This is a genomic window from Nocardia sp. bgisy118, assembly GCF_057708605.1.
Window position 1 is genome coordinate 89,017 of the sequence record NZ_JBYISM010000014.1, and the last position, 23,955, is coordinate 112,971.

Consider the following 23,955-nt stretch of genomic DNA (forward strand, 5'->3'; position numbering starts at 1 on the left):
CCCATGGCAAAGGCCCCGAGTCCACCGGACTCGGGGCCTTTGCGTTCGAAGCCGCCAGGGGTTTCTCGTCGAGCCGACAAGAACCGCTAGGCGGGCATGAACAAAGGCGAAGGCCCCGAGTCGAACTCGACTCGGGGCCTTCGCGCCGACCGTGGGTCAGTGGCTGTGATTGCCGTTGCCGTTGGCCTTGTCCTGTGCCTTCTGCAGGACCGCGAGCTGCCTGTGCTCTTCGGCGTGGTCGAGCTCGAAGTTCTTCTCCGACTCCTCGCGAGGGTCGGGTCGCAGGAAGCTACCGGTGCCCGGCTTGCCCGCCGAACCCAGCTTGTTCATCTTCTTCGGCACCGGGGCGCCCTGGTACTCGAGCGGGATCGGGTGACCGTGGCCGTCGACCGGGCCGAGCGGCTGGTGCACCTCGATGTACTCACCGTGCGGCAGGCGCTTGATCACACCCGTCTCGATGCCGTGCTCCAGCACCGCCCGGTCGCTGCGCTGCAGGCCGATGCAGAACCGGTAGGCGACGAAGTAGGCCACCGGCGGGGCGACGAGCAGGCCGATACGACCGATCCAGGTGGTGGCGTTCAGCGAGATGTCGAACTTCAGCGCGATGATGTCGTTGACGCAGGACAGCGTCAGCACCACGTAGAAGGCGATCGCCATGGCGCCGATCGCGGTGCGCACCGGCACATCGCGCGGACGCTGCAACAGGTTGTGGTGCGCATCGTCGCCGGTGAGACGCTTCTCGATCCACGGGTAGGCGATCAGCAGCGTGAACACCAGACCCATGATCAGCGCCACCCAGAACACGGCCGGAACCGTGTAGCGGCCCAGATACAGCTCCCACGGCGGCATCAGGCGCGCCATACCGTCGGTCCACATCATGTAGAAGTCCGGCTGCGAGCCCGCCGAGACCTGGGACGGGTTGTAGGGGCCGAGGTTCCAGATCGGGTTGATCTGGAGCACGCCGCCCATGATGCCGACGATGCCCAGGGTGAAGGCGAAGAACGCGCCCTGATCCGCGGCGAACACCGGCACGATGCGCGCGCCCACCACGTTGTTCTCCGTACGGCCGGGGCCGGGGAACTGGGTGTGCTTCTGGTACCAGACCAGCGCGACGTGCGCCGCGATCAGAGCCAGGATGATGCCCGGGAAGAGCAGCACGTGCGCGATGTACAGACGCGGGATGATGATGTCGCCGGGGAAGTCGCCGCCGAACATCAGCCAGTGCATCCAGGTGCCGATCACCGGGATCGAGATGGTGATACCGGAGAACGCGGCCCGCAGACCGGTGCCGGAGAGCAGGTCGTCGGGCAGCGAGTAGCCGAAGAAGCCCTCGAACATCGCCAGGATCAGCAGCAACGATCCGATCACCCAGTTCGCCTCACGCGGCTTGCGGAACGCGCCGGTGAAGAAGATACGGAACAGGTGCACGATGATCGACGCCGCGAACAACAGCGCCGCCCAGTGATGGATCTGCCGCACGAACAGACCGCCGCGCACCTCGAAGGAGATGTTCAGCGCGGTCTCGTACGCCCGGGACATCGTGACGCCACGCAGCGGCTGGTAGGCGCCGTCGTAGACCACGTGCGACATCGACGGGTCGAAGTACAAGGTCAGGTACACACCCGACAGCAACAGGATGATGAAGCTGTAGAGCGCGATCTCACCGAGCAGGAACGACCAATGGGTCGGGAAGACCTTGTTGATCGACCGCTTCATGAACGCCGCGGCGCGATACCGCTCGTCCATTTCGTTGGCTTGGGCTGCGACTGAAGGGCTCATGAACGACGCTCCCAGTAGGCCGGTCCGAGCGGCTCGATGAAGTCGCCGTTGGCGACGAGGAAGCCTTCGGAGTTGACGGTGATCGGCAGCTGCGGCAGTGCGCGAGCGGCAGGACCGAAGATCGGCTTACCCCATTCGGTCGCCGAGAACTGCGACTGGTGGCAGGGGCACAGGATCCGGTTGGTCTGCTGCTCGAACAGCGAGGTCGGGCAGCCGAGGTGGGTGCAGATCTTCGAGTAGGCGAAGTAGTCGCCGAAGTTGAAGCTCTCCTGGCCCTTGCGCTTGATGGCCTTCTCGGCGTCCTCGGTGCGCAGACGGATCAGCATGACCGCGTTGCGGATGCCACGCAGCGACTGCAGCATCTCGTGCTCGTCACCGCGCCACTTCTCCTTCCACGGGAACACCGTCTCCATGGCGCCCGCGTCCAGGTCCTCCGGACGCACCAGCACGACGTCATCCGGACGGCCGGTGTCGCGGCGCAGGTAGATGGTCTCGCCCGCGAAGTCCGGCGTCCAGCCGGAGACCCACAGCGGCGACTTGTCGCCCTTGGCCCACGGGTTCTTGATCATGCCGCCGACGAAGAGGAACAGCGAGCCGAGGCCGAGGATGCCGACGCCGGCGCCCGCGGTGCGGGTGAGCATCTTGCGACGACCGAGGGTGGAGGTGTCGAGCGCGTCCGACAGCTCGGCCACCAGGGTGCGCCGTTCCACCTCGGGCGAGCGACCGTCGTGGCGGTCCTGGATGGAGATCTCGGCCGGGATGAACTTCTTGCGGATCAGCACCACGGCGACGCCGATGACCAGCACCGAGATACCGAAGGTCAGGCCGACCAGCGGCGTGAACAGCGAATAGGCGTCGTGGCCTTCCTCGTTCGCGCCCTTGAACTGCCAGGGCCAGAACAGGAAGACACCGATCAGCGCGGCCGCGGCGAGACCGGAGATGGCGAACCAGAAGGTCACCTCGCGCTCGGCGCGCTTCTCGGCCCTGGTCCCCGGAATCGGGAAGCGCTCGCGCCGGTAGGCGACGTCGACGCCGTCGCGCTCGGTGCCGAGCTTGACCAGCTCGTCGCGCGACATCGCGTCCAGTTCATCTTCGGTCGGGTCGGCCGGGGGGTTCACCGGCCCCTTCGACAGCTCGGGCCCCTCATCCGGGCGACTCACGTCGTCACGCTCCTGTTCACTCATGACTGTGTCCTTTCGGCCATGTCCGGACGCCCTCCGTGGCCACGCAAGCTACCGCCTCCGGGCGCTGACCGGTCATGACCGGGATCCGATCCACATAGCCGCACCAACGGTGAGCACGATGCCGACCACCCAGATCGCCAGACCCTCGGTCGCGGGGCCGAAGCCGCCGAGGCCGTAGCCACCCGGGGTCTTCTCTTCGGTGGCGTTCTTGATGTAGGCGATGATGTCGCGCTTCTCTTCCGGCGTGAGCTGGCGGTCGGAGAACTTGGGCATGTTCTCCGGGCCGGTCAGCATGGCCGCGTAGATCTGCTGCTCGCTGGCGGGCTCCAGCGGCGGCGCGTACTTGCCGGAGGACAGCGCGCCGCCCTTGCCGGTGAAGTTGTGGCAGGACGCGCAGTTCATGCGGAACAGCTCCGAGCCGCGGGCGATGTCGTCGCCGCGCAGCGACTCCTGGGCGATCTCGCCGTTGGCGTCGCGCACCACGGTCGGGCCACCGCCGTTGGCGGCGACGTACGCGCCGAGCGCGTCGATCTGCTGGGCGTCGAACTTCGCGGGCTTGCGGGTGGCCTGGGCCTGGTTGGCGGCCAGCGGCATGCGCCCGGAGGACACCTGGAAGTAGACGGCGGCCTCGCCGACGCCGATCAGGCTGGGGCCGCGGTCCGGCACGCCCTGGAGGTTCGCGCCGTGGCAGGTGATGCAGGACGTTTCGTAGAGCTGCTTGCCCTCACGGATCAGTGCGGACTCATCCTGGTGGGCGGTCGCCACCTGGGGCTCGGGCGTGAGAGCCGTCGCGAGGAAGCCGGCTCCGACCAGACCCACCAGGAGCGCGAGACCGCCCGCGATGCGCCTGCGAAGGCGACGCTGCTTGCGGGTCTTGCTGGCCTCGCCGTTCCCGGGGCTGGCGGGCTCTGGCGCTGACGGGGGAGATGAACTCATCTGTGTCCCTTTGGAGTAGACGGAACCGACTTGTGCAAAAGATTCGGGGCTGACCCGCTGGCTATCGGACGAAGTAGATCGTGGCGAACAGCCCGATCCACACGATGTCGACGAAGTGCCAGTAGTACGAGACGACGATCGCGGCGGTGGCCTGCGCGGGGGTGAACTTACTGATCTTGGTGCGGACCAGCAGGAACACGAAGGCGATCAGGCCGCCGATGACGTGCAGACCGTGGAAGCCGGTGGTGATGTAGAACACCGAGCCGTAGGCGCTGCTCGAGATCGAGGTGCCCTCGTGGACCAGGTGGTAGTACTCGTAGCCCTGGCCGCCGACGAAGAACGCGCCCATCAGGAACGTGAGGACGTACCAGCGACGCAGGCCGAACACGTCGCCCTTCTCCGCGGCGAACACGCCCATCTGGCAGGTGAACGACGACGCGACCAGCACGGCCGTGACCGGCACGGCGAGCTTCATGTTCAGCTCGGTCGGTTCCGGCGGCCAGTTGCCGTGGGCCTGGGCTCGCGCGACGAAGTACATGGCGAAGAGGCCGGCGAAGAACATCAGCTCGCTCGACAGCCAGATGATGGTACCGACGCTGACCATGTTGGGCCGGTTCAGCGAGTGCACACGCTGGGTAATGGCCGATCCTGGGGTCCCTACTGCGGTCGTCACGGGGCTAAGTATGACTCGTCGTAGTACGACAGCAGTAGCCGGGTACGAAACTTGGCCGTCTGTGTCGGAAAACGCACGGACGGACCGGGTCCCGACGGCATCGGCGCCGCTGTGCCCGACCTCGCGGGGACGCCGCCGCACCGGACGCGCCGACCTGCGCGGAGGCGGCCATGATGACAGGCGAGAGTAAGTAGAAGCTGAGACGAGGAGGCGGATGTGGCACCGCGAATCTGGCGACGGCTGTTCGGGCGCGGCGCCCCGGCGCCGCTGGACCCGGCGCGTGCCGATCTGGTGGTGGTCGCGGCCGGTTTCGAGGACGCCGAGTCCTGCTCGGCGGTGCTGGAGAGGGCCGAGGGACTGATCGAGGACGCGCCCGCGGTGCTGCGCCATCACCTGCGGATTCCGGCGGCTCAGGTCCAGCGGGTGTGCGAGATCGCGGCGCAGGACGGGTACGCGCCCGCGCCGCCCACCGCCATGGCATCGGGCGAACTGGAGGCGCTGATCCTCCAGCGCGTGCAGCTGGTCGACGCGCTGCACTGCGCGCAGGAGAAGTCGCGGATGGCCGGGCTGGCCCAGCGCCACGACGGAGTCGCCGACGGCTGGGACGTCCTGCAACCGGGCTCGTAGGGGGCTTCCACCCACGCTGCGGCCGTACGCGGGCTGGACTTCGTCCGGCCGCGCCGACCAGCCGTACCTCCGCCTACGCTCCGGTCATGCGCGGCTATAGACGGGCTTCGCGCGACCGCGCCCACTAGGCTGCTTCACACAGAACTGGTGGAGGACCAGTGTGACGGGAGAGATGGAATGAGCGTGCGCAGCTGGCCCCAGGTGCTCGGAACCCTCGCCGACGGTGGCGACCTGGCCGCGGACGACACGGCGTGGGTCATCAACGAGATCTTCACCGACAACGCGACGCAGGCGCAGATCGCGGCCTTCGGCGTCGCGATGAAGATCAAGGGACCGACGCCGGCCGAGCTCTCCGGCATGGCGTCCGGCATGCTCTCGCACGCCCGCCTCGTGCACATCGACGGCGACGCGGTCGACATCGTCGGCACCGGCGGCGACCGGTCCGGCTCGGTGAACATCTCCACCATGTCCTCGGTCGTGGTGGCCGCGTCGGGCGTTCCTGTGGTCAAGCACGGCAATCGGGCGGCCTCGTCCAAGAGCGGCGGCGCCGACGTGCTGGAGGCGCTCGGCGTGCGGCTCACCCTCGGCCCCGAGTCGGTGGCGCAGTGCGTCCGCGAGGTCGGGATCGGATTCTGCTTCGCGCCGCTGTTCCACCCGGCCCTGCGCTTCGCCGGCCCGGCGCGCAAGGAAATCGGCATCCCGACCGTCTTCAACGTGCTCGGCCCGCTGACCAACCCCGCGCAGCCACGGGCCGGGCTGGTGGGTTGCGCCTTCCCCGAACTGCTTCCGGTGATCGCGGGCGTGTTCGCCGAGCGCGGGGCCAGCGCCCTCGTGGTGCGCGGCAACGACGGTCTCGACGAGATCACCACCTCCGATACCACCGACGCCTGGGTGGTATCGGGCGGCCGTCAGCGCCGGATCACCATCGATCCGACCCGCCTCGGCATCCCGCGCGTCGAGCTGGACGCGCTGCGCGGTGGTGACGCGGAGGTCAACGCCGGTGTCGCGCGGTCGGTGTTCGCGGGCGCGGCGGGTCCGGTGCGCGACGCGGTGCTGGTGAACTCGGCCGCCGCGATCGTCGCCTACGACCTGTCGCGCGGGGTCGGCGATCCCGAGGCCGACGTGCACGACGCGCTGGCCGCGGGCATCGAGCGCGCGGCGGCGGCGATCGACGGTGGTCAGGCGGCGGCGCTGCTGGACAGCTGGGCCAAGCTTTCGCACACGCTCGGCGATCGGTGAACTTTCGGCGAACGATTGATCGAGCGTCGCCGAATCGCTTCCACACAGGTAACGGATCATTAGACTGGCTCGGCGCGGGATGGATCGGCCGCAGCGATTCGCCCGCCGCAACTGGTCAGCATGTCGCGATTCCCGGCGGCCGCTCGACCGCCGCCGCTGCGCGGCATTCATCCGGCGCGGCACCCTGACACGGGTCGGCGCGCCATTTCCGACACGTGAGGAGCTCACCATGAAGCACGCACTATTCGGAATCGTTGCCGCCTGCACACTGCTCGCCGCGCCGCTCGCGCACGCGGCGGAGGGCGACTTGGTCGTGAACGGGACGGCGATCCAGAACCCGACGGGTTGCGTCCAGATCACCGCGGGCACCGACGAGGTCTCGGTGCAGAACAACACCGACGCCACCGTCATGGTGCACACCGAAGTGGACTGCCAGGGCGAGGTGACGGCCGTGGTCGCGCAGGGCGAATCGGTCACGATCAACGGCGCGTCCATCGCGGTCTCCTGACCGGTCACTCCCCCAGCGAGAAACCGGCTTCCACGTCGGCGCGCGAGTAGGACTTGAACGCGATGTGGGTGGTGGTGCGCAGCACGCCGGGCGTCTTGTCGATCCGGTGCGTCACCACCTCGGCGACCTGCTCGTGATCGCGCACCCGCACGATCGCGATCAGGTCGACATCGCCCGCGCACGAGTACACCTCGGTAACGCCTTCGGTATCGGCGACCGCCTGCGCGGTCTCCGGGATACGGGCATTGTCGGCGTGGATCAGCACGATCGCGTTAATCATGCCGTCAGCCTAGGCGGTCGGCGTAGTCCGCCTCGGCCGATCGGGTCCGCGCTGCCGCGTCGGCCACCTCGGCCCAGCCGAGCCACCGGCCTGCGCCGTGGCGCGGCTCCCGATAGCCCTCCGTGCTGCGCACGATTCGCACGCCCGGCCGCGCCAGCCAGCGGGCGATCAGCCCCGCTTCCTCCGGTGAAGCGCCCCGCAGCGGCGGTGCGTCGACGAGATCGGGGCAGCCGCCGTCGGCGAGGGACGGTGCGTCGGCGATCCCGTCCGGGACGACCGTCTCCGCCGCCGCGACGATCTGTTCCACGATCACCATCGGCGGCGTGCCGCGGCGCGCCACCCCGGATCCCGCGAGGCGGCCGTACCGGATGACGGCGAACTCCCACCCGCCCGCGCCGTCCGGATGCGCGGCGATCAGTTCGGCGATGCGAGCGACGGCCGCGAGCCGCTGGGTGCGTCGCACCGCCCTGATCACCGTGACGGTGCGGTCACGCAATCGCGCGGCGGCCTCGAAATGCTCGGCGCGGGAGTGGCTTTCGATGCGGTCGAGCATGGCGCGCAGGGTGGCGTCGGAATCGCCGTGAAACAGTGCGCGCACCGCGGCGGGAGCCGAGGCGTATTCCTTTGTATCTATAGGGATTCCGGAGGGGGTGGCCGCGGGGCAGCCGCCGACCACCGCGGGCGGGCAGTCGTGGCGGGCGCCGCGCGGCAATCGCGCCGTACAGGTGCGGAGTCCGGCGTGCTCGGCGACGGTGGCCGCGACATCGGCGGCATCCAGTCGAGAGGTGAATGGCCCCAACGCATCCCGAGTCGGTGTGCGGACGATGGCGAAGCGCGGGAACGGCTCGTCGGTCAATGTGAGCCACCATCCGCGCTTGGGGAATTTCGAGCGCCGGTTGTAGGGCGGGGCGTGCGCGACGAGCAACCGCAGTTCGCGCACCCCGGCCTCCAGCGCGTGCGCGCACACCACGTGGTCGACGCGGGTGGCCAGCGCGACCATCTCCTTCATCCGGCCCCTGGTCTCCGAGCCGGTGAAGTAATTGCGCACGCGGCGGCGCAGATTCACCGCTGTGCCGATATAGAGGACCTCGTCGGTGGGGCCGCGGAAGAGGTAGACGCCGGGGGCGGCGGGCAGGTCGGTGGCCAGCACCCGTTTGGCGCGCTGCCCGGAACTCACGCCGGGCAGGTAGTCCATCAGCTCGGTGAGACTGTGCACGCCTTGGTTTCCCACTCTGGCGATGAGCGCGTGCAGCACGTCGACGGTGGCGCGCGCGTCGTCGAGGGCGCGGTGCGTCGGCTGGGTGCTCGCGCCGAACAGCCGGGCCAGCGACGCGAGCCGCACCGAGGGCGCCTCGTCCCTGCCGAGCACCCGCCGGGCCAGTTTCACCGTGCACAGCACCGGCGCCTTGGGCCACTCGGTTTCGCAGCGCGCCGCGGCGGCCCGCAGGAAGGCCATGTCGAAGCGGGCGTTGTGGGCGACGAGCACCGCACCCGCGGCGAACTCGAGGAACCCGGGCAGCACGGACTCGATGCGCGGGGCCGCGTAGACCATGGCGGTGGTGATCCCGGTGACGTGCACGACCGCGGGCGGTATCGCCCTGCCGGGGTTCACCAGCGTCGCGAACTCGCCGAGCACCTCGCCGCCGCGCACCTTGACCGCGCCGATCTCGGTGATGGCGTCGCCGTCCGCGCTGGTGCCGGTGGTCTCCAGGTCGACGACCACGAAGGTGGTGTCGTAGAGCGGCGTATCGAGTTCGTCGAAGGCCAGCTGCTTGGCGGCGGCCTGGCGCGGCGCGGGGTCGGGCACGGCGAGCAGCGTAGGGGCCCGGTACGACAACCTCCGGGGCACGCGAAACCGTGCGCCATTCGTCCGATTTGTCGCGCGAGGTTTTCGTTGCGATACCCCCGAAATGATCTAGAACACCCAAAAGCGATCCAGATCACATTTCCGCCGCGAATGAATCAGCGCCCGGGCGTGTCCGGTACAGCCGACCTGCCGTGCCAGGCATGCTGCCCCGCTGCCGGACGCACTCTGGTCGCGCGTCCGGTTCGAGGACGCGTCAAGCACCGGCTCGGGTATCTCCACCTGCGCAAATGCCGGTTATGCAGACCTGACATGGACCACATCGCCACCTGGGACAGTTGGGGGTAACGAGGCGGACGCCGACGGGTAACCGGCCGCCGTTATCGTTTCGTGATTGCTGTGAGATACCTCGCAGATATGCGTGGCGAAAATTGTTGAGCGTCGCCATTTCGGATGCCTTGGGCTTTACAAAACACCGTGATGTGTTCGTAATCTTTTCGAGACCTCACGGAGTCCGCCGCACCGAACGGAGCGGCAGCACGCAGTCCGCTGCACCACCGGGTGTGGCGTCGTGGGGCAGATTGGAAGTACCGCATCATGGCGACCAACACCGTCAAGCGACAGGCGCAGCGTGCCGTTGCCGCCGGAGCCGTCGGCGCTGCCACCATCGGCGCCTTCCTCCTTCCCGCCGCCCCCGCGTCGGCTCAGCCGGTGACCATCCCCGGCGTGGGAACGTTCGAGGTTCCGAACGAGATCCCGATCCCGGCCGACGTCCCCGGCGTGCAGCTCGGCACCGTGCCCGGCGCTCCGCTGCCGTTCGTCGCGCCGCAGAAGACCCTCGGCGAGGTCGCGCTCGACGCCGCCATGAGCAAGCTCGGCGCCCCGTACGTGTACGGCGCCGCGGGCCCGAACTCCTTCGACTGCTCCGGCCTCGTGCAGTGGTCCTACCGCCAGGCGGGCATGGAGCTGCCCCGCACCAGCGGCGCCCAGCTGGGCGCAGGCACCGCGGTCTCGATCGACAACCTACAGCTCGGCGACCTGGTGTCGTTCTACGGCGGCGGCCACTCGGGCCTGTACGCGGGCGACGGCAACGTCATACACGCCTCCACCTCCGGCAGCCCGGTGATGATCGCCTCGATGTCATCGATGCCGGTCGCGGGCGCGCGCCGCTTCTGATCGGCCGAATCGAGCCGGGTCGCCGCGCGCGGCCCGGCTCGATTCTTCTCACCGGCCGTGATCAGTTCGTTCTCCACTGGACACCGACAGCCGCCGTTTCGTAACCTAAATGAGACCTACCGGGTTGCAGAGTCGCCTAACCCGTCTCCGTGAGCCGCGTGGGCGACTGCGTCGCTTTCGATTTCACGAGTCGGCATTACGAGAGAACGGGGCACGCCAGTGACAGCTGGTCACCGAAGACTTCGCGCGCATCGTCTGGTGAGCGGGGTGCTGGCGGCCGGAGTACTGGCCGCGGCCCTCCACGCGAGCGGTCCCGCGGGCGCCGACCCCGCGGCGCTGCCGACCACCGCGACCGAAGCGGTGCAGCGGATGGTCGACCTCTCCCGGCAGACCGAGCAGCTGAATCAGCAGTCGCTGACCGTCCAGGCCGAACTCGACGCCAAGCTCGCCGTGCAGCAGGAGGCCGACGCGAAGCTGGCCGCGACCACCGAGGTCGCCGACGCCGCGCGCGCCGAGGTGCGGAAATTCCAGCCGGTCATCGACCGCACGGCGATCGCCGCCTATCAGGGCGCGCGCACCAACCGCATATACGCCGTGCTGGTCAGCGATTCCCCGCAGAAGCTGCTCGATCAGATGTCCACGCTGGACGTGCTCAGCGCGCAGACCACCGATCAGCTGCGCCAGTTCAAGAAGGCCACCGACGCGGCCGAGTCCGCCGAGTCCGCCGCCCGCGCCGCCGCCGACACGGCTCGTAGCGCCGCCCAGAAGGCCGACCAAGCGCGCGCCGATCTGGAACGCAAGCGCAGTGAGCTGGGCGGCGCGGTCGCCCAAGTGGTCGAGGCGTGGGGCGCGCTGTCGAGCAAGGACAAGTCCGCGCTGGCCGGGTCGCCGTTCCCGCCCGGCTTCGATCGCGACACGCTGCTGCAGGGCCTGGTGCCCGGCAGCGGAACCAGCGCGATGGCCGCCGGACTCACCCGCGTCGGCGATCCGTACGTCTGGGGCGCGACCGGACCGAGCCAGTTCGACTGCTCGGGCCTGGTGCAGTGGGCGTTCAAACAGGTCGGCAAGAACGTGCCGCGCACCAGTTCGGCGCAGGCGTCCTACGGCACACCCGTGGACAAGGACGATCTGCAACCCGGTGACGTGGTGTTCTTCTATTCCGACATCTCCCACGTCGGCATCTACGCGGGCAACGGACTCATGTTGCACGCCTCCACTTTCGGCGTGCCGGTGGCCGTAGCGCCCATGGGGTCGACGCCTTATCACTCCGCTAGGCGATACTGATCCGCTATGGAGGGTTGGCGACGGGCACGCGGCTGGTGCATGGCCAAAGGGCGGTGTCAGTTCGTACTCACCGTCGGAATGGTCACCCTGTTGACAGGCTTGTGCTGCGCATTGGTCATGGCGCCCAAGTGGGCGCTGCCGAAAATCCTCGCCGCCCAAGACACCTCGACCGAGAGCCTGGGCCAAATGCCCGGCGACGACCCGCGACTGGCCGCCGTGCGCCGCACCATCGAACCGTTCGGCCCGATCGAGTCGATCCGCGCCCCCGGCGGTGACGGCGCGGAATCCCTCGTGGTCGGCCATCCCGGCCACCGCGCCGAACTCGAGGTGCTCGCGCGCGAACTGCCCGCCGCCACGGCCGCGATCACCGAGCTGTGGGGTCCGAACTGGGCGCAGTCGGCGCTCGTCGTGGTCGCGGCGAATCCGTCGGAGTTCGCCGCGCTGGTGCGGGCGGGCGGCGAGATGCCCACCGAGGTCGCCGCGGCCTCGGTGGCCGATCCGTTCGTGCGCGGCAGCAAGCCGACCGGTCAGCGGGTGGTCTTCAGCCCCGACGCGGGCCGTCGCCTCTCGCCCGCCGGATTGCGCACGCTGCTGCGCCACGAACTGACCCATATCGCGGCGCGCGCCGAGACCGCCGACGGCGCCCCGCAGTGGATGCTGGAGGGCTTCGCCGAGTACGCCGCGCACCGCGGCCAGGGTCATCCGTTCGCCGACATCGCGCCGACCGTGCACGCGGCGCTGAACGACGGAGCGCTCCCCGACGACCTGCCGCCGGACACCGCGTTCGCGGGCGGCAGTGCCGTCGCGGCCTACGAGCAGGCGTGGTCGGCCTGCGCTTTCGTAGCCGAGAAGTACGACGAATCCCGACTCGTCGAGCTCTATCGACGCCTCGCCGCGCAACGGCAGGACGCCGCGAGCGAGGATCGCGTCCTGCGCGAGGTGCTCGGCATCGGGCGCGCCGATTTCGTCGCGGACTGGCGCAGCTGGCTCTCGGCCAAGGCCGTGTGATCCGTCCCCACGGAGCCCGACCGGAGCGGCGCCGCGCCGATCCCACCAAGTAGGTTGTCCCCCATGGCCCGAACTCTGCTGGTTACCAATGATTTCCCGCCGCGGCCGGGCGGTATCCAGTCGTATCTCCAGGCGCTCGCCGGACAGCTACCGCCCGACGATCTGGTGGTCTACGCGCCGCGCTGGCGCGGTGACTCGCACCTGAAGTTCGATGCCAAGCAGAAGTTCCAGGTGGTTCGCCATCCCACCACCCTGATGCTGCCGACGCCGCTGGTCCTGCGCCGGGCCGCGCGGCTGCTGCGCGACGAGAAGTGCGACACCGTCTGGTTCGGCGCGGCGGCGCCGCTGGCCCTGCTCTCGCCGCGGCTGCGCAGAGCGGGCGCCGGGCGCATTCTGGCCAGCACGCACGGGCACGAGGTCGGCTGGTCGATGCTGCCCGGCGCGCGACAGGCGCTGAGCGCGATCGGCACGCACACCGACGTCGTCACCTACGTCAGCAAGTACACCCGCGGCCGGTTCGCCTCGGCCTTCGGCGCGGACGCGGCGCTGGAATACCTGCCGCCCGGCGTCGACACCGACATGTTCCGTCCCGACCCCGAGGCGCGCGCCGAGCTACGCAGGCGCTACGAGCTCGGCGACCGCCCGACCATCCTGTGCCTGTCCCGGCTGGTTCCACGTAAGGGCCAGGACGTGCTGATCGCGGCGATGCGCGAGATCCGCGACCGGGTCGACGGCGCGGTGCTGGTGATCGCAGGCGGCGGGCCCTACGAGGACAAGCTGCGCGGTCTCGCCGCCGCGCTCGGTGTCACCGACAGCGTGGTCTTCACCGGCCGGGTGCCCTCGGCCGAGCTCGCCGCGCACCACACCATCGCCGACGTGTTCGCCATGCCGTGCCGCACCCGCGGCGCCGGTCTCGACGTCGAGGGCCTCGGCATCGTGTACCTGGAAGCCTCGGCCAGCGGCGTTCCCGTGGTCGCGGGCCGTTCCGGCGGCGCGCCGGAAACCGTGCTGGAGGGCAAGACCGGCCGGGTGGTGGACGGACGCAAGGTCACCGAGGTCGCCGACGCGCTGGTGGACATCCTCGCCGACCGTGACGCCGCCGCGGCCATGGGCGCCGCGGGCCGCGCCTGGGTGGAGGAGAACTGGCGCTGGGACGCCCTCGGCGCGCGCCTGCGCCACCTCCTCCGCTGAGGGAACCCCGATCAACTACGCTCAGCGGTGTGAGCAGTATTCAGGTCGCGGACCAGACGTTCGTCGCCGCCTCGGGCGCGGCGGTCGCGCAGGTGCTCGAGGGTACCGACAAATGGCGCCAGTGGTGGCCCGACCTCACCCTCGACGTGCGGGAGGACCGCGGCGACAAGGGAATTCGCTGGTCGGTGTCCGGCGCGCTGACGGGGACCATGGAGGTGTGGCTGGAGCCCGCGCTCGACGGGGTCATCCTGCATTACTTCCTGCACTGCGAGCCGCGGGGCGCCGAAGGGATGTCACCGCGCGAGTTGTCGGCCGCCAACCGGGCACGCCGGGTCGCGGGCAAGAACATGTCGTTCGAGATCAAGGCGCGGCTCGAGGCGGGCCGTCCGGCCGGGGTGACGCCCGCCGCGACGACGGCAGGCTGAGCACCGAGGCGGCGCCGCCGCGCCCGCGCGGCCATTCGACACCGAAAGGAATCGTTGACCACCATGGCCGACCGGACCCAGAGGTCGATCCTCATCGAGGCCCCCTCGCAGCGAGTGATGTCCGTCATCGCCGATCTGGAGTCCTACCCGGAGTGGGTCTCGGCGGCGAAGTCCGTCGAGGTGCTGGAGAAGGGCCCCGACGGCCGGGCTCGCACGGCCCGCTTCGTGCTCGACGCGGGCGTCGTCAAGGACACCTACGTGCTGACCTACACCTGGCGCGCCGACGACAAGGCGGTCAGCTGGAAGCTGATCAGCGGTGAGCTGCAGAAGGCGCAGGACGGCACCTACGAACTCATCGAGCAGCCCGACGGCAGCACGCAGGTGATCTACGAGCTCACCGTGGATCTCAACATCCCGATGATCGGCATGTTCAAGCGCAAGGCCGAGAAGGTCATCACCGATACCGCACTGAAGGAACTGAAGAAGCGGGTCGAAGGCTGACCGGGCAGCAGAAGCCCGGCCGGCGCGAGCCGACCAGGCTCGAGCTGTACGTCGGCAAGGGCGGCGTCGGCAAGACCACGCTGGCCTGCGCGACCGCTATGTCCTATGCCCGCGCCGGGCACACCGTCCTGCTGGCCTCCCTCGACCAGGCGCATTCGCTCGGCGACGCGCTCGGTTTCCGTTTCCCGCACGATCCGGGGACGGTGACCGGAATCGCCAGGGTGCTGCCGGGACTCGACGTCATCGAGGTGGATTCGCTGGCGCTGCTGGAGGATCGGTTCCGTGAGGTGACGCGAATGCTGTCCGTGGGCGGCGCGCACACCCACGACCACGGCATCGACCTGGCCGCGCTCGACCCCGCCGAGCTGACCGGCCTGCCCGGCGTGCAGGAACTGCTGATGCTGGTGGAGATCGCGCAGTTCGCCGACGAGAACGACTGGAATGTCATCGTCGTGGACTGCCCGCCCTCGGCGGACATGCTGCGCATCGTCACCGCCCCCGACACCCTGCTCGGTTATCTGGAACGGATCTGGCCTCCGCACGCGCGAGCGATGAGCACCATCGGCACCGATCTGCGGCGGGCGGTGCTCGCGGCGACGGTGGATCGGATCGTCGGCGCCGTCGGCGAGGTGCGCGATCTGCTCGCCGACCACCGCCGCACCGGCACGCGGCTGGTCACCGTCGCCGAACGGGTCGCGCTCGCGGAGTCCGAGCGGGTGCGCTCGGCCGCCGCGCTGCTGGGGCTGCGGCTGGACGCGGTGATCGTCAACAAGGTGCTGCCGCCGATGCCGGAACCGTCCGGTCCGCCCGAGGCCGTCCATCCCGCCGTGCACTGGTATCACAACCGGCGCGCGGAGCAGTTCGACGTGATCGAGGGGCTTCGAAAGGCCATGCGCGACATCCCGGTGCTGATCGCCCAGCACACGGGCACGGAGCCGGTGGGTCTCGGTTCGCTCCAAGCGCTTTCCTACGCGGTCGATTCCGGCGCGTCAGACGCGGGAACGGCATTTATGCTGGGCGACAATCCAGCGGAGGTTCACGCACGTTCCGGTGAACCGGTGGTTCGATTGGAATCGGGCACGGGTCTGCATTCGGTGTACGCGATGCGGATGCACCTGCCCGTCGTCGATCCGGCGACGTTGCGACTGGGACGAGTGGAGGACGATTTGATCGTGGGTGCGGACGGGGTGCGGCGCCGGGTGCGCTTGGCGCCGGTGTTGCGGCGGTGTGCGGTCGACGACGCCGAACTCGACAGCGGCTACCTGGTCGTGCGTTTCCGCCCGGATCCGGACGTATGGCCGCTGACGCCAGAGGGTCGCTGAGATGGAGCACGGGATGTCGGCCTCGCCCGGCGACGGGATCGGCGAATTCGCCGAGGAACTGAAGCTGCTCGCGGAGGCGGTGCTCGAACGCGTCGAACCGGTGCTGCGGCGCAGCGCGGCGCAGGGTCAGCCGGACTGGCCTGCGTGCAGCTGGTGCCCGGTGTGCGCGGCCGCCGCGCTGGTGCGCGGCGAGCACCACGACGTGGTCGCGGCGATCGCGGATCACGGCACCGCGATCGTCACGGTGCTGCGCGAGGCGCTGGCCGGGGTGCCGGTCGATCCGCTGCTGCCCACCGACGATCTGGAAACCGATGTGCGGCACCGGCATCCGGGGTCCGGTGGCGCGCAGCATCGGACCGCCGATGCGGCGAGGTCGCGTGACGGACACGGCGGCTCGCGCACGGCCGACCGGCACGATGCCGGGGCTGGGCCGGGTGGTCGTGGTGCGTCCCGCTCCGATGACCGGCACGGCAATCCGGCCCGTTCGACCGATCGGCACACCGCCGCTCGCTCGGGTGTCCGGAGCCAGGACGAGGACCACGCCGGTCACCAGCGCGGAGACGGCTCCCGCTCCGACCACAGGTCGCGGCGCACCGACGCCGGACGCCCGGCCGATGAGCGCACCGGCGCCGCGCCCTCAGCCGACAAGCGCGCCGACGCCACACGCCCAGCCAACCAGCGCACCGGCTCTGCGCGCTCGAACGACCAGCGCACCGGCTCTGCACGCCCGGCCGACCAGCGCACCGACGCCGCACGCCCGGCCGACCAGTACACCGGCACCGCACGCCCGGAGGATCAGCACACCGCGGCGTCCGACGCGCCGGAGCAGCCCAGGCACTCCCGCTTCATGGGCAAGCGGCCCGGGTACGTCGGTATCCCCGTGACGATCAAGGCATGACACACCCGGTGGCAGATGCGCTCCCGCTGACCGTCGGTATCGACGTCGGCGGCACCAACATTCGCGCCTCGGTGGTGGACGGCGACGGCGAGGTGCTCGACACCGTGCAGTCGCCGACACCGCACAGCGAGCGCGCCCTGGAGGACGCCCTCGACCGTGCCGTGCGGGAACTGCGCCGCCGCCACCCGATCGGCGCCGTCGGTCTCGCCGTCGCGGGCTTCATCAGCGGCGACCGGTCCACCGTGCGGTTCGCCCCGCACCTGCCGTGGAAAGACGCGCCCGTCGCGGCGCGGCTCACCGAGCGTCTCGACCTCCCGGTGATCCTCGAGCACGACGCCAACGCCGCCGTGTGGGCCGAGTACCGGTTCGGCGCGGCGGCGGGCGGGCACAACGTGGTGCTCGTCGCGATCGGCACCGGCGTCGGCGCGGCGCTGCTCATCGAGGGCACGCTCTACCGGGGCACGCACGGCGTCGCACCGGAACTCGGCCATCTGCAAGTGGTCCCGCACGGCCGGGTCTGCCCGTGCGGCAAACACGGCTGCTGGGAAAGGTATTGCAGCGGAACCGCGCTCGCCGAGACCGCGATCGAGCTGCTGGCCACCGACCCCGGCCGCTCGACGGTGCTGGCCAGAGAGGTGTCCCGCGATCCCGGTTCGCTCACCGGCAGGCGGGTGGCGGGCGCCGCCCAGGACGGCGACCCCGTCGCGCTCGCCGCGATGGCCGACTTCGCGCGCTGGCTCGGGCTCGGGCTGGCGTTCGTCAGCGACATCTTCGACCCCGATCTCGTCGTCATCGCGGGCGGCGTGAGCAGTTCGGCTCCGCTGTTCCTCGACGACGCGCGCGAGGAGTACGCCCGCGCCGTCACGGGCGCAGGACACCGGCCGCTGGCCCGCATCCGCACCACCCAGCTCGGTGAGGCGGCGGGCATGATCGGCGCCGCCGAACTGGCGCGCGCCGTGCTCGCGGAGCCGGGGCGGCGCTCGTCGCGGGTCGCGCGCAGCGGGCGCTGACGCGTCCGCGCGCACGGGCACATCCGTTCGAATAAGGCCGTCGCGGAGGGGCCTTCGGGACCTGCGACGATCCGATTGTGGTGAGATACACCGCTGCAATTGGATGTGATCTAGAACCAGCGGTAAAGTCGGCAACTGACGCAGGTTGCCCGCTACTATCCCGGTCCCGGGGGAAGGACGTCATGTTCTACTGGCTGCTGAAGTTCGTGCTGCTGGGACCGTTCATTCATCTCTACAATCGGCCCACGGTCGAAGGCGTGGAGAACATCCCGGCGGACGGGCCGGCCATCATGGCGGGTAATCACCTCTCCTTCGCCGACTGGCTGTTCGCCCCGCTGACCAGCCCGCGGCGCATCAACTACCTGGCCAAGGCCGAATACTTCAACACCCCCGGTCTCAAGGGGCGTCTGCAGAAGTTCTTCTTCAGCGGCACCGGCCAGTACCCGATCGACCGCAGCGGCGCCGACGCCGCCGAGGACGCGCTGAACGCCGCGCGCAAGCTGCTCGACGAGAACCGCCTGGTCGGCCTCTACCCCGAGGGCACCCGCTCCCCCGACGGCCGCCTCTACAAGGGCAAGACCGGCCTGGCCCGCCTCGCGCTCGAGACCGGCGTGCCCGTCATCCCCGTCGCGGTCATCGGCACCAACGAGGTCTCCCCGCCCGGCCCCTTCAAGTGGCGCCGCCGCAAGGTCACCATCAAGTTCGGCGCGCCGATCGACTTCTCCCGCTACGAGGGCATGGGCGGCAACCGCTTCGTCGAACGCGCCGTCACCGACGAGGTCATGTACGAGCTCATGCGACTGGGCGGCCAGGAATACGTCGACGTCTACGCCCACAGCCTCAAGGGCGTCCCCTCCGGCTCGAAGCCCGACGCCGCCCGCATCCCCGACACCGCGGCCAGCTGATTCTTCCCAGAACGGCCCCGGGACCACCAAAGGTCCCGGGGCCGTTCTCGTTTCCGCGACGGTATCGTTGCCCCGGTGCCGGTGCGTGCGAAGCTGTGCGGAATCAGGTCCGAGAGCGATCTGCGGATCGCGATCGCGGCGGGCGCCGACGCGGTCGGATTCATCGCGGGCGTCACCCACGTCAGCGAGGACGCGCTCGACGCCGACCGGGCCGCCTGGCTCGCCGGGCAGACGCCGCCGTTCGTCACCAGGGTTCTGGTCACCCATCTCGAGAGCGCCGCGGCAATCCTCGAGCTCGCCGAACGCGTCGGCGTGGACGCCGTTCAGATCCACGGCCTAGTGACCGCCGAGACCGTTCGGCAGGTCCGCTCGGCCTCGGTCCACCGGATCATCCGGGCCGTGCACGTCACCGGTCCCGAGGCCGTGGACGCCGCCCGCGCGGCCGCGGCGGATTGCGATGCGGTCCTGCTCGATTCACGCACCGACGACCGCCTGGGCGGCACCGGCCGCACCCACGACTGGTCCGTGAGCGCCGCCATCGTCGACGACCTGCGCCTGCTCGGCCGCCCCGTCATCCTCGCGGGCGGCCTGAACGCGGCCAATGTCGCCGACGCCATCCGCACGGTCCGCCCCTTCGCCGTCGACGTCAACAGCGGAGTCGAACACCCCTCCGGCGACAAATCCCCCGAAGCCTGCGCCGAGTTCGTCACCACCGCCCACCGCGCCTGACCCGCACAGGGTCGCAGCGGCGTCGGGCCCTGCGAGACCTCCTACGAGACCGCCGATGACGTTGGTCACACGGTAAGCGAACGCCAAGGTGTCGACAGGGCTGGGCGGGGAGACTGCGGGCATGTTCAAGAAGTTGTTGGCGGCGGCGGGGGTCGGCGGGGCCGAGGTCGAGACCGAGTTGTTCACTCCGGGGGTGCAGCCCGGCGGGACGGTCGAGGGCGTCGTGCGGCTGCGCGGCGGGAAGGTCGGGCAGGACATCGCGCACATCGCGGTGGAATTCGTGACCAGGGCCGAGCAGGAGTACGAGGACCACGAAGCCGTGCGCGACATCGCGTTCGGGCGCACCGGGGTGCACGGTCCGCTGCACCTGCCGCCCGGCGCCGTGCTGGATTTTCGCTTCGCGGCGCGCGCGCCGATGGAAACGCCGATCACGTTCTACAACGACAGGCACCTGCCGGGCACGGTGGTCTCGCTGCGCACGATCGTCGAGATCCACGGCGCGGTCGACGCCGCCGACACCGACCCGATCGGGGTCGGCGCGCTGCCCGCCCAGCACGTGCTGCTGGAGGCTGTGGAGCGCTTGGGTTTTCACTTGCGCAGCGCCGACGTGGAGGCGGGCCGGGTGCACAACACGCCCCAGACGTTGCCGTTCTATCAGGAGATCGAGTTCGCGGGCTCACCGCACTACCCGCGGCTGAACCAGCTGGAGGTCACCTTCGTCGCCACCGAGACTGGCATGAGCGTGGTGCTGGAGGCGGACAAGCGCGGCGGCTGGATCTCCGAGGGCCGCGACGTCTTCGACGCGCTGTGGGTCGACTACCAGCGCCTCGGCGGCGTCGACTGGGCGGGCGAACTGCATCATCGCCTGGCGCGGCTCGCGCACTGAGCCCGCGTTGGTAGCCTTGTCACGCACAACGTCGACGCGGGACCACGGGTAGGGGTGGTCTGCTCGGCGTGCGAGTGAGGTGAGCATGGTCCGCCGCGACACCGGTGGTCGAATTCTGAAGCTGCCCAGGCGTGTCGACGCCGAGCCCGCCGGCGATCCGCCGACGGGCCGGCTCGCCCGCACCACGAAGCTGGCCGGACTACCGGTGGCGTTCGCGGGCAGGCGGGTCGCGGGCGCGGGCAAACGCATGCTCGGCCGTCCCGCGGACGAGGTGAACCGCGAGATCCAAGCCCGGACCGCCCAGCACCTGTTCGACGTGCTCGGCGAGCTCAAGGGCTGCGTGGCCAAGCTCGGGCAGCTGATGTCGCTGTACGAGCTCGCGCTGCCCGCGGATTTCGCCACGCCGTACCGCGACGCGCTCAACCAGTTGCAGGATTCGGCGCCCGCCATGCTGCCCCCGATGGTGCATTCGGCGCTGGCTGCCCAGCTCGGCCCGCACTGGCGGACGTTGTTTCTGGAGTTCGAGGACCGGCACGCGGCGGCGGCCTCCGTCGGCCAGGTGCACCGCGCGGTATGGCGCGACGGCCGCCGGGTGGCCGTGAAGGTCATGTATCCCGGCGCGCGCGAGGCTGTGCTCAGCGATTTGCAGGCGCTGCGCCAGATCGCTCCCCTGTTCACCGCGCTGCTGCCCGGCGCGGATTCCCGCGCGGTGATCGAGGCGCTGTGTGCCTACATCGGCGAGGAACTCGACTACGAGATCGAGGCCGCGCATCAGCGCAGCTTCGCCGCCGCCTACGCCGACGACCCCGATTTCGTGGTGCCCGGAGTGGTGGCGCAGCAGGGCGACGTGCTGATCACCGAATGGCTGGACGGCGTCTCGCTGTCGCGGATGCTCGTGCAGGGCGCGCCGTTCGATCGCGACCGGATCGGGTTGCTCGTCCTGCGCTTCCTGCTGTCCGGCCCGACGAAAGCCGGTTTGCTGTACGGCGATCCGCATCCGGGCAATTTCCGCATCATGCCCGACGGCAGGCTCGGGATCGTCGATTTCGGCGCGTGCGCGCCGTTCCCGCCCGGCTACCTCGACGCGCTGACCGATATCGCCCAGGCGATCCTGACCGACGACCCGACCGATCTGGAGGCGGCGATCCGTCGGCGCGGCTACGTCGGGCCCGATCGCGCGCTGGACAGTCACACGGTGCTCGAGCAGCTGGCGCCGATGCGTGATGCCATGCTCGACCCGACCTTCCGCCTGACCACCGAGTGGTTGCGCAAACGCGTCTCGGCGACAGTGGATCTGAGCCTGTCCAACGTGATCCGGCAGCTGACCATGCCCGCCGAGCACACCCCGATGCTGCGGACGTTCCTTGCGGGTGTGAGCGTGATGTCGCAGCTCCAGCCGGAACTGCCGCTGCGCACCGAATGCACCCGCTGGTTCCCCGACGTGATCGCCGCGCTCGGACTCGACGACGCGGGTTCGCCATGGCCGCCGGACAATCCGACCGAACCGCTGCGCCGCCTGAACCCCGCCCAACCGAGCGCCCGGCTCACACTCGCGCCGAAGGCCGCCGACTCCCTGGCGCGCGACCACGCAACCGAACCCAATGCGCAACGGGCCATCACCAGCGATGCGCCGACGACGAACCGACCGGCCGAACCCGGCCACTGAACCCCACCACGTAGCCGAGCGCACGACCCGGATACCAGCACGAGCCCAATCGACCGCAAAGCCGAGACGCGCAGCCGAATCCGGCACGTGACGGCCGCGCGGCAGCCCGGTCCTGAAGCGACCGTCGGCCGCGCGGGCCGGTTGCGGCCATCGGCGCGCTCGCAAGTCGTGCGCCCAGGTTCGGCGGCGGAGGTTCCACGTGCGGCTCCAGAGCTGGATCGCCATCCCGGTGAGCGCATCGCCGCGAGGACCGTCTCACCGGGATGCCGCGGGCGGTCCGGTCAATTGGTCGGACCGACAGCGGCCGTTCACGCGGCGTTGACGTGACTGAGTGAGGGTGGCGACCATGGCACACAGCGGTCCGGCACTCGGTGTCTCCCGGCGCACCCTGCTGCGCACGTCCGCGCTCGGTCTGGTGGCCGGGCCCGCGCTTGCCGCCTGCGGCGGCGCCGACGACGGACCCGTCCTGGTCCGGCAGCGGCCGAACCTGACGCACGGCGTCGCGGTCGGCGACCCGCGCTCCGACGGCGCGCTGATCTGGGCTCGCTCGGACCGGCCCGCGACGCTGATCGTGGAGACCGCCGCCACCGAATCCTTCACCGACGCACGCCGTTTCACCGGTCCGCTGCTCACGCCCGACGCGGACGGCACGGGACGGGTCCGCGTCGCCGGACTGCCCTCGGGCTCGCTGGTGCACTACCGCGTCACCCTCGAAGCCGAGGACGGCGCCACCTCCGAGCCGCTGACCGGCGTGTTCCGCACCGCGCCGACCGGTCCGACCGACATCAAGCTCCAGTGGTCGGGCGACGTCGCGGGGCAGGGTTACGGGATCAACCCCGATCTGGGCGGGATGCGGATCTTCTCGACCATGGCCGCCCGCGACCCGCACCTATTCCTGCACTCCGGCGACGTCGTCTACGCCGACGGCCCGCTCCAGGAGTCGGTCGCCCTGCCTGACGGCCGGATCTGGCGCAACACCGTCACCGAGGCCAAGAGCGCGGTCGCCCAGACGCTCGACCAGTTCCGCGGCCAGTACGCCTACAACCTGTCCGACCGGAACTATCGCGGGTTCAATGCCGTGGTGGCGCAACTGGTTCAGTGGGACGACCACGAGACGGTCAACAACTGGTACCCCGGCGGCACCGTCGCCGCGGACAAGGGCTACACCGAGCGCAGCATGGACACCCTCGCCACTCGCGCATGGCAGGCGTTCCACGAGTGGATGCCCCTCGACCCGAAGGAGGCCGTCGACGGCAGGCTGTGCCGCAAGGTCTCGTACGGCCCGCTGCTGGACGTGTTCGTCCTCGACATGCGCACCTACAAGGACGCCAACGGCGCCAACACCGCGCCCGAGGGCAGGATCTTCGGTGCGGCACAGACGAAATGGCTGATCGACGGCCTGCGCGAGTCACGGGCCACCTGGAAGATCGTCGCCAACGACCTGCCGCTCGGCGTGGTGGTCCCGGACGGCAAGACCGCCTTCGAGGGTCCGGCCAACGGCGCGCCCGGTGCGCCCTCGGGCCGCGAATCCGAGATCGCGCAGGTGCTTTCGGCGATCAAAGCGAACCGGGTCACCGGCGTGCTGTGGCTGACCGCCGACGTGCACTACACCGCGGCGCACCGCTACTCCCCCGAGCGCGCGGCGTTCACCGATTTCGACGAGTTCTGGGAGTTCGTCTCCGGACCGCTCAACGCAGGCGCCTTCGGCCCCAACCAGCTCGACCCCACGTTCGGTCCCGAGGCGGTCTTCGTGCACGCGCCGCCCGCGCCGAACACCTCGCCGCTGGACGGCGCCTATCAGCATTTCGGCGAGGTCCGCATCGATGGCCGCACCGCGGAACTCACGGTGGATCTGTGCGACGCGACGGGCGCGGTGTTGTTCAGTCAGCGCCTGCCCGCGCCGGGCCGTTGAGCGGGAATCGAG

23 protein-coding genes are annotated in these 23,955 nt (G+C 70.0%); 17 read left to right on the forward strand and 6 right to left on the reverse strand.

Annotation, left to right across the window (positions count from 1 at the left end; all coding sequences use genetic code 11):
* Positions 1–156: 156 nt before the first annotated feature.
* From qcrB to ctaE, 4 genes are all read right to left on the reverse strand, one after another.
* On the reverse strand, positions 157–1,779 hold the full coding sequence (qcrB, locus tag AC3EO7_RS18875; RefSeq protein ID WP_435591923.1) for a cytochrome bc1 complex cytochrome b subunit: 1,623 nt from the start codon (positions 1,777–1,779) through the stop codon (positions 157–159).
* Positions 1,776–2,963, reverse strand: a complete 1,188-nt coding sequence (gene qcrA / locus AC3EO7_RS18880) for a cytochrome bc1 complex Rieske iron-sulfur subunit (protein WP_431963466.1) — start codon at positions 2,961–2,963, stop codon at positions 1,776–1,778. Before qcrA ends, qcrB begins: the two co-directional genes overlap by 4 nt.
* Before the next feature lie 72 nt (positions 2,964–3,035).
* A complete protein-coding gene (gene qcrC, locus AC3EO7_RS18885) occupies positions 3,036–3,899 on the reverse strand; it encodes a cytochrome bc1 complex diheme cytochrome c subunit (RefSeq protein WP_431963464.1) in 864 nt (287 codons plus the stop codon).
* Between the two features lie 61 nt (positions 3,900–3,960).
* Positions 3,961–4,572, reverse strand: coding sequence for an aa3-type cytochrome oxidase subunit III (gene ctaE / locus AC3EO7_RS18890; protein WP_431963462.1), 612 nt, complete (start codon positions 4,570–4,572; stop codon positions 3,961–3,963).
* Between the two features lie 216 nt (positions 4,573–4,788).
* On the opposite strand from ctaE, the gene AC3EO7_RS18895 reads away from it, so the two are divergent.
* The 3 genes from AC3EO7_RS18895 to AC3EO7_RS18905 all read left to right on the forward strand — a co-directional run bounded on the left by AC3EO7_RS18895 (position 4,789) and on the right by AC3EO7_RS18905 (position 6,946).
* Positions 4,789–5,199, forward strand: a complete 411-nt coding sequence (locus AC3EO7_RS18895; RefSeq protein WP_431963460.1) for a hypothetical protein — start codon at positions 4,789–4,791, stop codon at positions 5,197–5,199.
* Positions 5,200–5,376: 177 nt separating this feature from the next.
* Positions 5,377–6,438, forward strand: a complete 1,062-nt coding sequence (gene trpD, locus AC3EO7_RS18900; protein ID WP_431963458.1) for an anthranilate phosphoribosyltransferase — start codon at positions 5,377–5,379, stop codon at positions 6,436–6,438.
* A 229-nt stretch (positions 6,439–6,667) separates the two neighbouring features.
* Positions 6,668–6,946 (forward strand): hypothetical protein, encoded by a 279-nt coding sequence (locus AC3EO7_RS18905; protein WP_431963456.1) that lies wholly within the window; start codon positions 6,668–6,670, stop codon positions 6,944–6,946.
* Between the two features lie 4 nt (positions 6,947–6,950).
* Here AC3EO7_RS18905 and AC3EO7_RS18910 read toward each other — a convergent pair whose 3' ends face one another.
* Together AC3EO7_RS18910 and AC3EO7_RS18915 are read right to left on the reverse strand one after the other, a co-directional pair.
* Positions 6,951–7,226 (reverse strand): Lrp/AsnC family transcriptional regulator, encoded by a 276-nt coding sequence (locus AC3EO7_RS18910; RefSeq protein WP_431963455.1) that lies wholly within the window; start codon positions 7,224–7,226, stop codon positions 6,951–6,953.
* A gap of 4 nt (positions 7,227–7,230) precedes the next feature.
* Positions 7,231–9,033 carry a DEDD exonuclease domain-containing protein gene (locus tag AC3EO7_RS18915; protein WP_435591924.1) on the reverse strand — a complete coding sequence of 601 codons (1,803 nt, stop codon included), beginning with the start codon at positions 9,031–9,033 and terminating at the stop codon, positions 7,231–7,233.
* 594 nt (positions 9,034–9,627) lie between these two features.
* Here AC3EO7_RS18915 and AC3EO7_RS18920 point away from each other — a divergent pair.
* From AC3EO7_RS18920 to AC3EO7_RS18985, 14 genes are all read left to right on the forward strand, one after another.
* Positions 9,628–10,206 carry a C40 family peptidase gene (locus AC3EO7_RS18920; protein WP_435591925.1) on the forward strand — a complete coding sequence of 193 codons (579 nt, stop codon included), beginning with the start codon at positions 9,628–9,630 and terminating at the stop codon, positions 10,204–10,206.
* A 258-nt stretch (positions 10,207–10,464) separates the two neighbouring features.
* Positions 10,465–11,490 (forward strand): NlpC/P60 family protein, encoded by a 1,026-nt coding sequence (locus tag AC3EO7_RS18925; protein WP_435591926.1) that lies wholly within the window; start codon positions 10,465–10,467, stop codon positions 11,488–11,490.
* 117 nt (positions 11,491–11,607) lie between these two features.
* On the forward strand, positions 11,608–12,498 hold the full coding sequence (locus AC3EO7_RS18930; protein ID WP_431963448.1) for a hypothetical protein: 891 nt from the start codon (positions 11,608–11,610) through the stop codon (positions 12,496–12,498).
* 63 nt (positions 12,499–12,561) lie between these two features.
* Positions 12,562–13,689 carry a glycosyltransferase family 4 protein gene (locus tag AC3EO7_RS18935; protein WP_431963446.1) on the forward strand — a complete coding sequence of 376 codons (1,128 nt, stop codon included), beginning with the start codon at positions 12,562–12,564 and terminating at the stop codon, positions 13,687–13,689.
* Positions 13,690–13,718: 29 nt separating this feature from the next.
* Entirely contained in the window at positions 13,719–14,114 is a 396-nt protein-coding gene (locus AC3EO7_RS18940) for a polyketide cyclase / dehydrase and lipid transport (RefSeq protein ID WP_431963444.1), read from the forward strand.
* Between the two features lie 63 nt (positions 14,115–14,177).
* The gene (locus AC3EO7_RS18945) at positions 14,178–14,615 is read left to right on the forward strand and encodes an SRPBCC family protein (RefSeq protein ID WP_431963442.1); all 438 of its coding nucleotides are present in this window, start codon (positions 14,178–14,180) and stop codon (positions 14,613–14,615) included.
* Between the two features lie 44 nt (positions 14,616–14,659).
* Positions 14,660–15,937 (forward strand): ArsA family ATPase, encoded by a 1,278-nt coding sequence (locus AC3EO7_RS18950; RefSeq protein WP_435591974.1) that lies wholly within the window; start codon positions 14,660–14,662, stop codon positions 15,935–15,937.
* Between the two features lies 1 nt (position 15,938).
* Positions 15,939–16,835: a hypothetical protein gene (locus AC3EO7_RS18955; RefSeq protein ID WP_488186277.1), complete on the forward strand. Its 897-nt coding sequence runs from the start codon at positions 15,939–15,941 to the stop codon at positions 16,833–16,835.
* Positions 16,832–17,845, forward strand: a complete 1,014-nt coding sequence (locus AC3EO7_RS18960) for an ROK family protein (RefSeq protein WP_431963438.1) — start codon at positions 16,832–16,834, stop codon at positions 17,843–17,845. The genes AC3EO7_RS18955 and AC3EO7_RS18960 overlap by 4 nt, the downstream gene beginning before the upstream one ends.
* 182 nt (positions 17,846–18,027) lie before the next feature.
* Positions 18,028–18,750, forward strand: coding sequence for a lysophospholipid acyltransferase family protein (locus tag AC3EO7_RS18965; protein ID WP_431963436.1), 723 nt, complete (start codon positions 18,028–18,030; stop codon positions 18,748–18,750).
* A 75-nt stretch (positions 18,751–18,825) separates the two neighbouring features.
* Entirely contained in the window at positions 18,826–19,479 is a 654-nt protein-coding gene (locus AC3EO7_RS18970; RefSeq protein WP_435591928.1) for a phosphoribosylanthranilate isomerase, read from the forward strand.
* Positions 19,480–19,600: 121 nt separating this feature from the next.
* A complete protein-coding gene (locus AC3EO7_RS18975; RefSeq protein WP_435591929.1) occupies positions 19,601–20,365 on the forward strand; it encodes a sporulation protein in 765 nt (254 codons plus the stop codon).
* Positions 20,366–20,450: 85 nt separating this feature from the next.
* Positions 20,451–22,031: an ABC1 kinase family protein gene (locus AC3EO7_RS18980; protein WP_431963430.1), complete on the forward strand. Its 1,581-nt coding sequence runs from the start codon at positions 20,451–20,453 to the stop codon at positions 22,029–22,031.
* 346 nt (positions 22,032–22,377) lie between these two features.
* Complete coding sequence (locus AC3EO7_RS18985; RefSeq protein ID WP_435591930.1) at positions 22,378–23,943, forward strand: alkaline phosphatase D family protein; 1,566 nt, start codon at positions 22,378–22,380, stop codon at positions 23,941–23,943.
* The last annotated feature ends 12 nt before the right edge of the window (positions 23,944–23,955 follow it).

Coding starts and splice junctions, on each gene's coding strand:
- qcrB (WP_435591923.1), bottom strand. CDS start 1,779: ATGAGCCCTTCAGTCGCAGCCCAAGCCAACGAAATGGACGAGCGGTAT.
- qcrA (WP_431963466.1), bottom strand. CDS start 2,963: ATGAGTGAACAGGAGCGTGACGACGTGAGTCGCCCGGATGAGGGGCCC.
- qcrC (WP_431963464.1), bottom strand. CDS start 3,899: ATGAGTTCATCTCCCCCGTCAGCGCCAGAGCCCGCCAGCCCCGGGAAC.
- trpD (WP_431963458.1), top strand. CDS start 5,377: ATGAGCGTGCGCAGCTGGCCCCAGGTGCTCGGAACCCTCGCCGACGGT.
- AC3EO7_RS18905 (WP_431963456.1), top strand. CDS start 6,668: ATGAAGCACGCACTATTCGGAATCGTTGCCGCCTGCACACTGCTCGCC.
- AC3EO7_RS18910 (WP_431963455.1), bottom strand. CDS start 7,226: ATGATTAACGCGATCGTGCTGATCCACGCCGACAATGCCCGTATCCCG.
- AC3EO7_RS18920 (WP_435591925.1), top strand. CDS start 9,628: ATGGCGACCAACACCGTCAAGCGACAGGCGCAGCGTGCCGTTGCCGCC.
- AC3EO7_RS18930 (WP_431963448.1), top strand. CDS start 11,608: ATGGCGCCCAAGTGGGCGCTGCCGAAAATCCTCGCCGCCCAAGACACC.
- AC3EO7_RS18935 (WP_431963446.1), top strand. CDS start 12,562: ATGGCCCGAACTCTGCTGGTTACCAATGATTTCCCGCCGCGGCCGGGC.
- AC3EO7_RS18945 (WP_431963442.1), top strand. CDS start 14,178: ATGGCCGACCGGACCCAGAGGTCGATCCTCATCGAGGCCCCCTCGCAG.
- AC3EO7_RS18955 (WP_488186277.1), top strand. CDS start 15,939: ATGGAGCACGGGATGTCGGCCTCGCCCGGCGACGGGATCGGCGAATTC.
- AC3EO7_RS18960 (WP_431963438.1), top strand. CDS start 16,832: ATGACACACCCGGTGGCAGATGCGCTCCCGCTGACCGTCGGTATCGAC.
- AC3EO7_RS18965 (WP_431963436.1), top strand. CDS start 18,028: ATGTTCTACTGGCTGCTGAAGTTCGTGCTGCTGGGACCGTTCATTCAT.
- AC3EO7_RS18975 (WP_435591929.1), top strand. CDS start 19,601: ATGTTCAAGAAGTTGTTGGCGGCGGCGGGGGTCGGCGGGGCCGAGGTC.
- AC3EO7_RS18980 (WP_431963430.1), top strand. CDS start 20,451: ATGGTCCGCCGCGACACCGGTGGTCGAATTCTGAAGCTGCCCAGGCGT.
- AC3EO7_RS18985 (WP_435591930.1), top strand. CDS start 22,378: ATGGCACACAGCGGTCCGGCACTCGGTGTCTCCCGGCGCACCCTGCTG.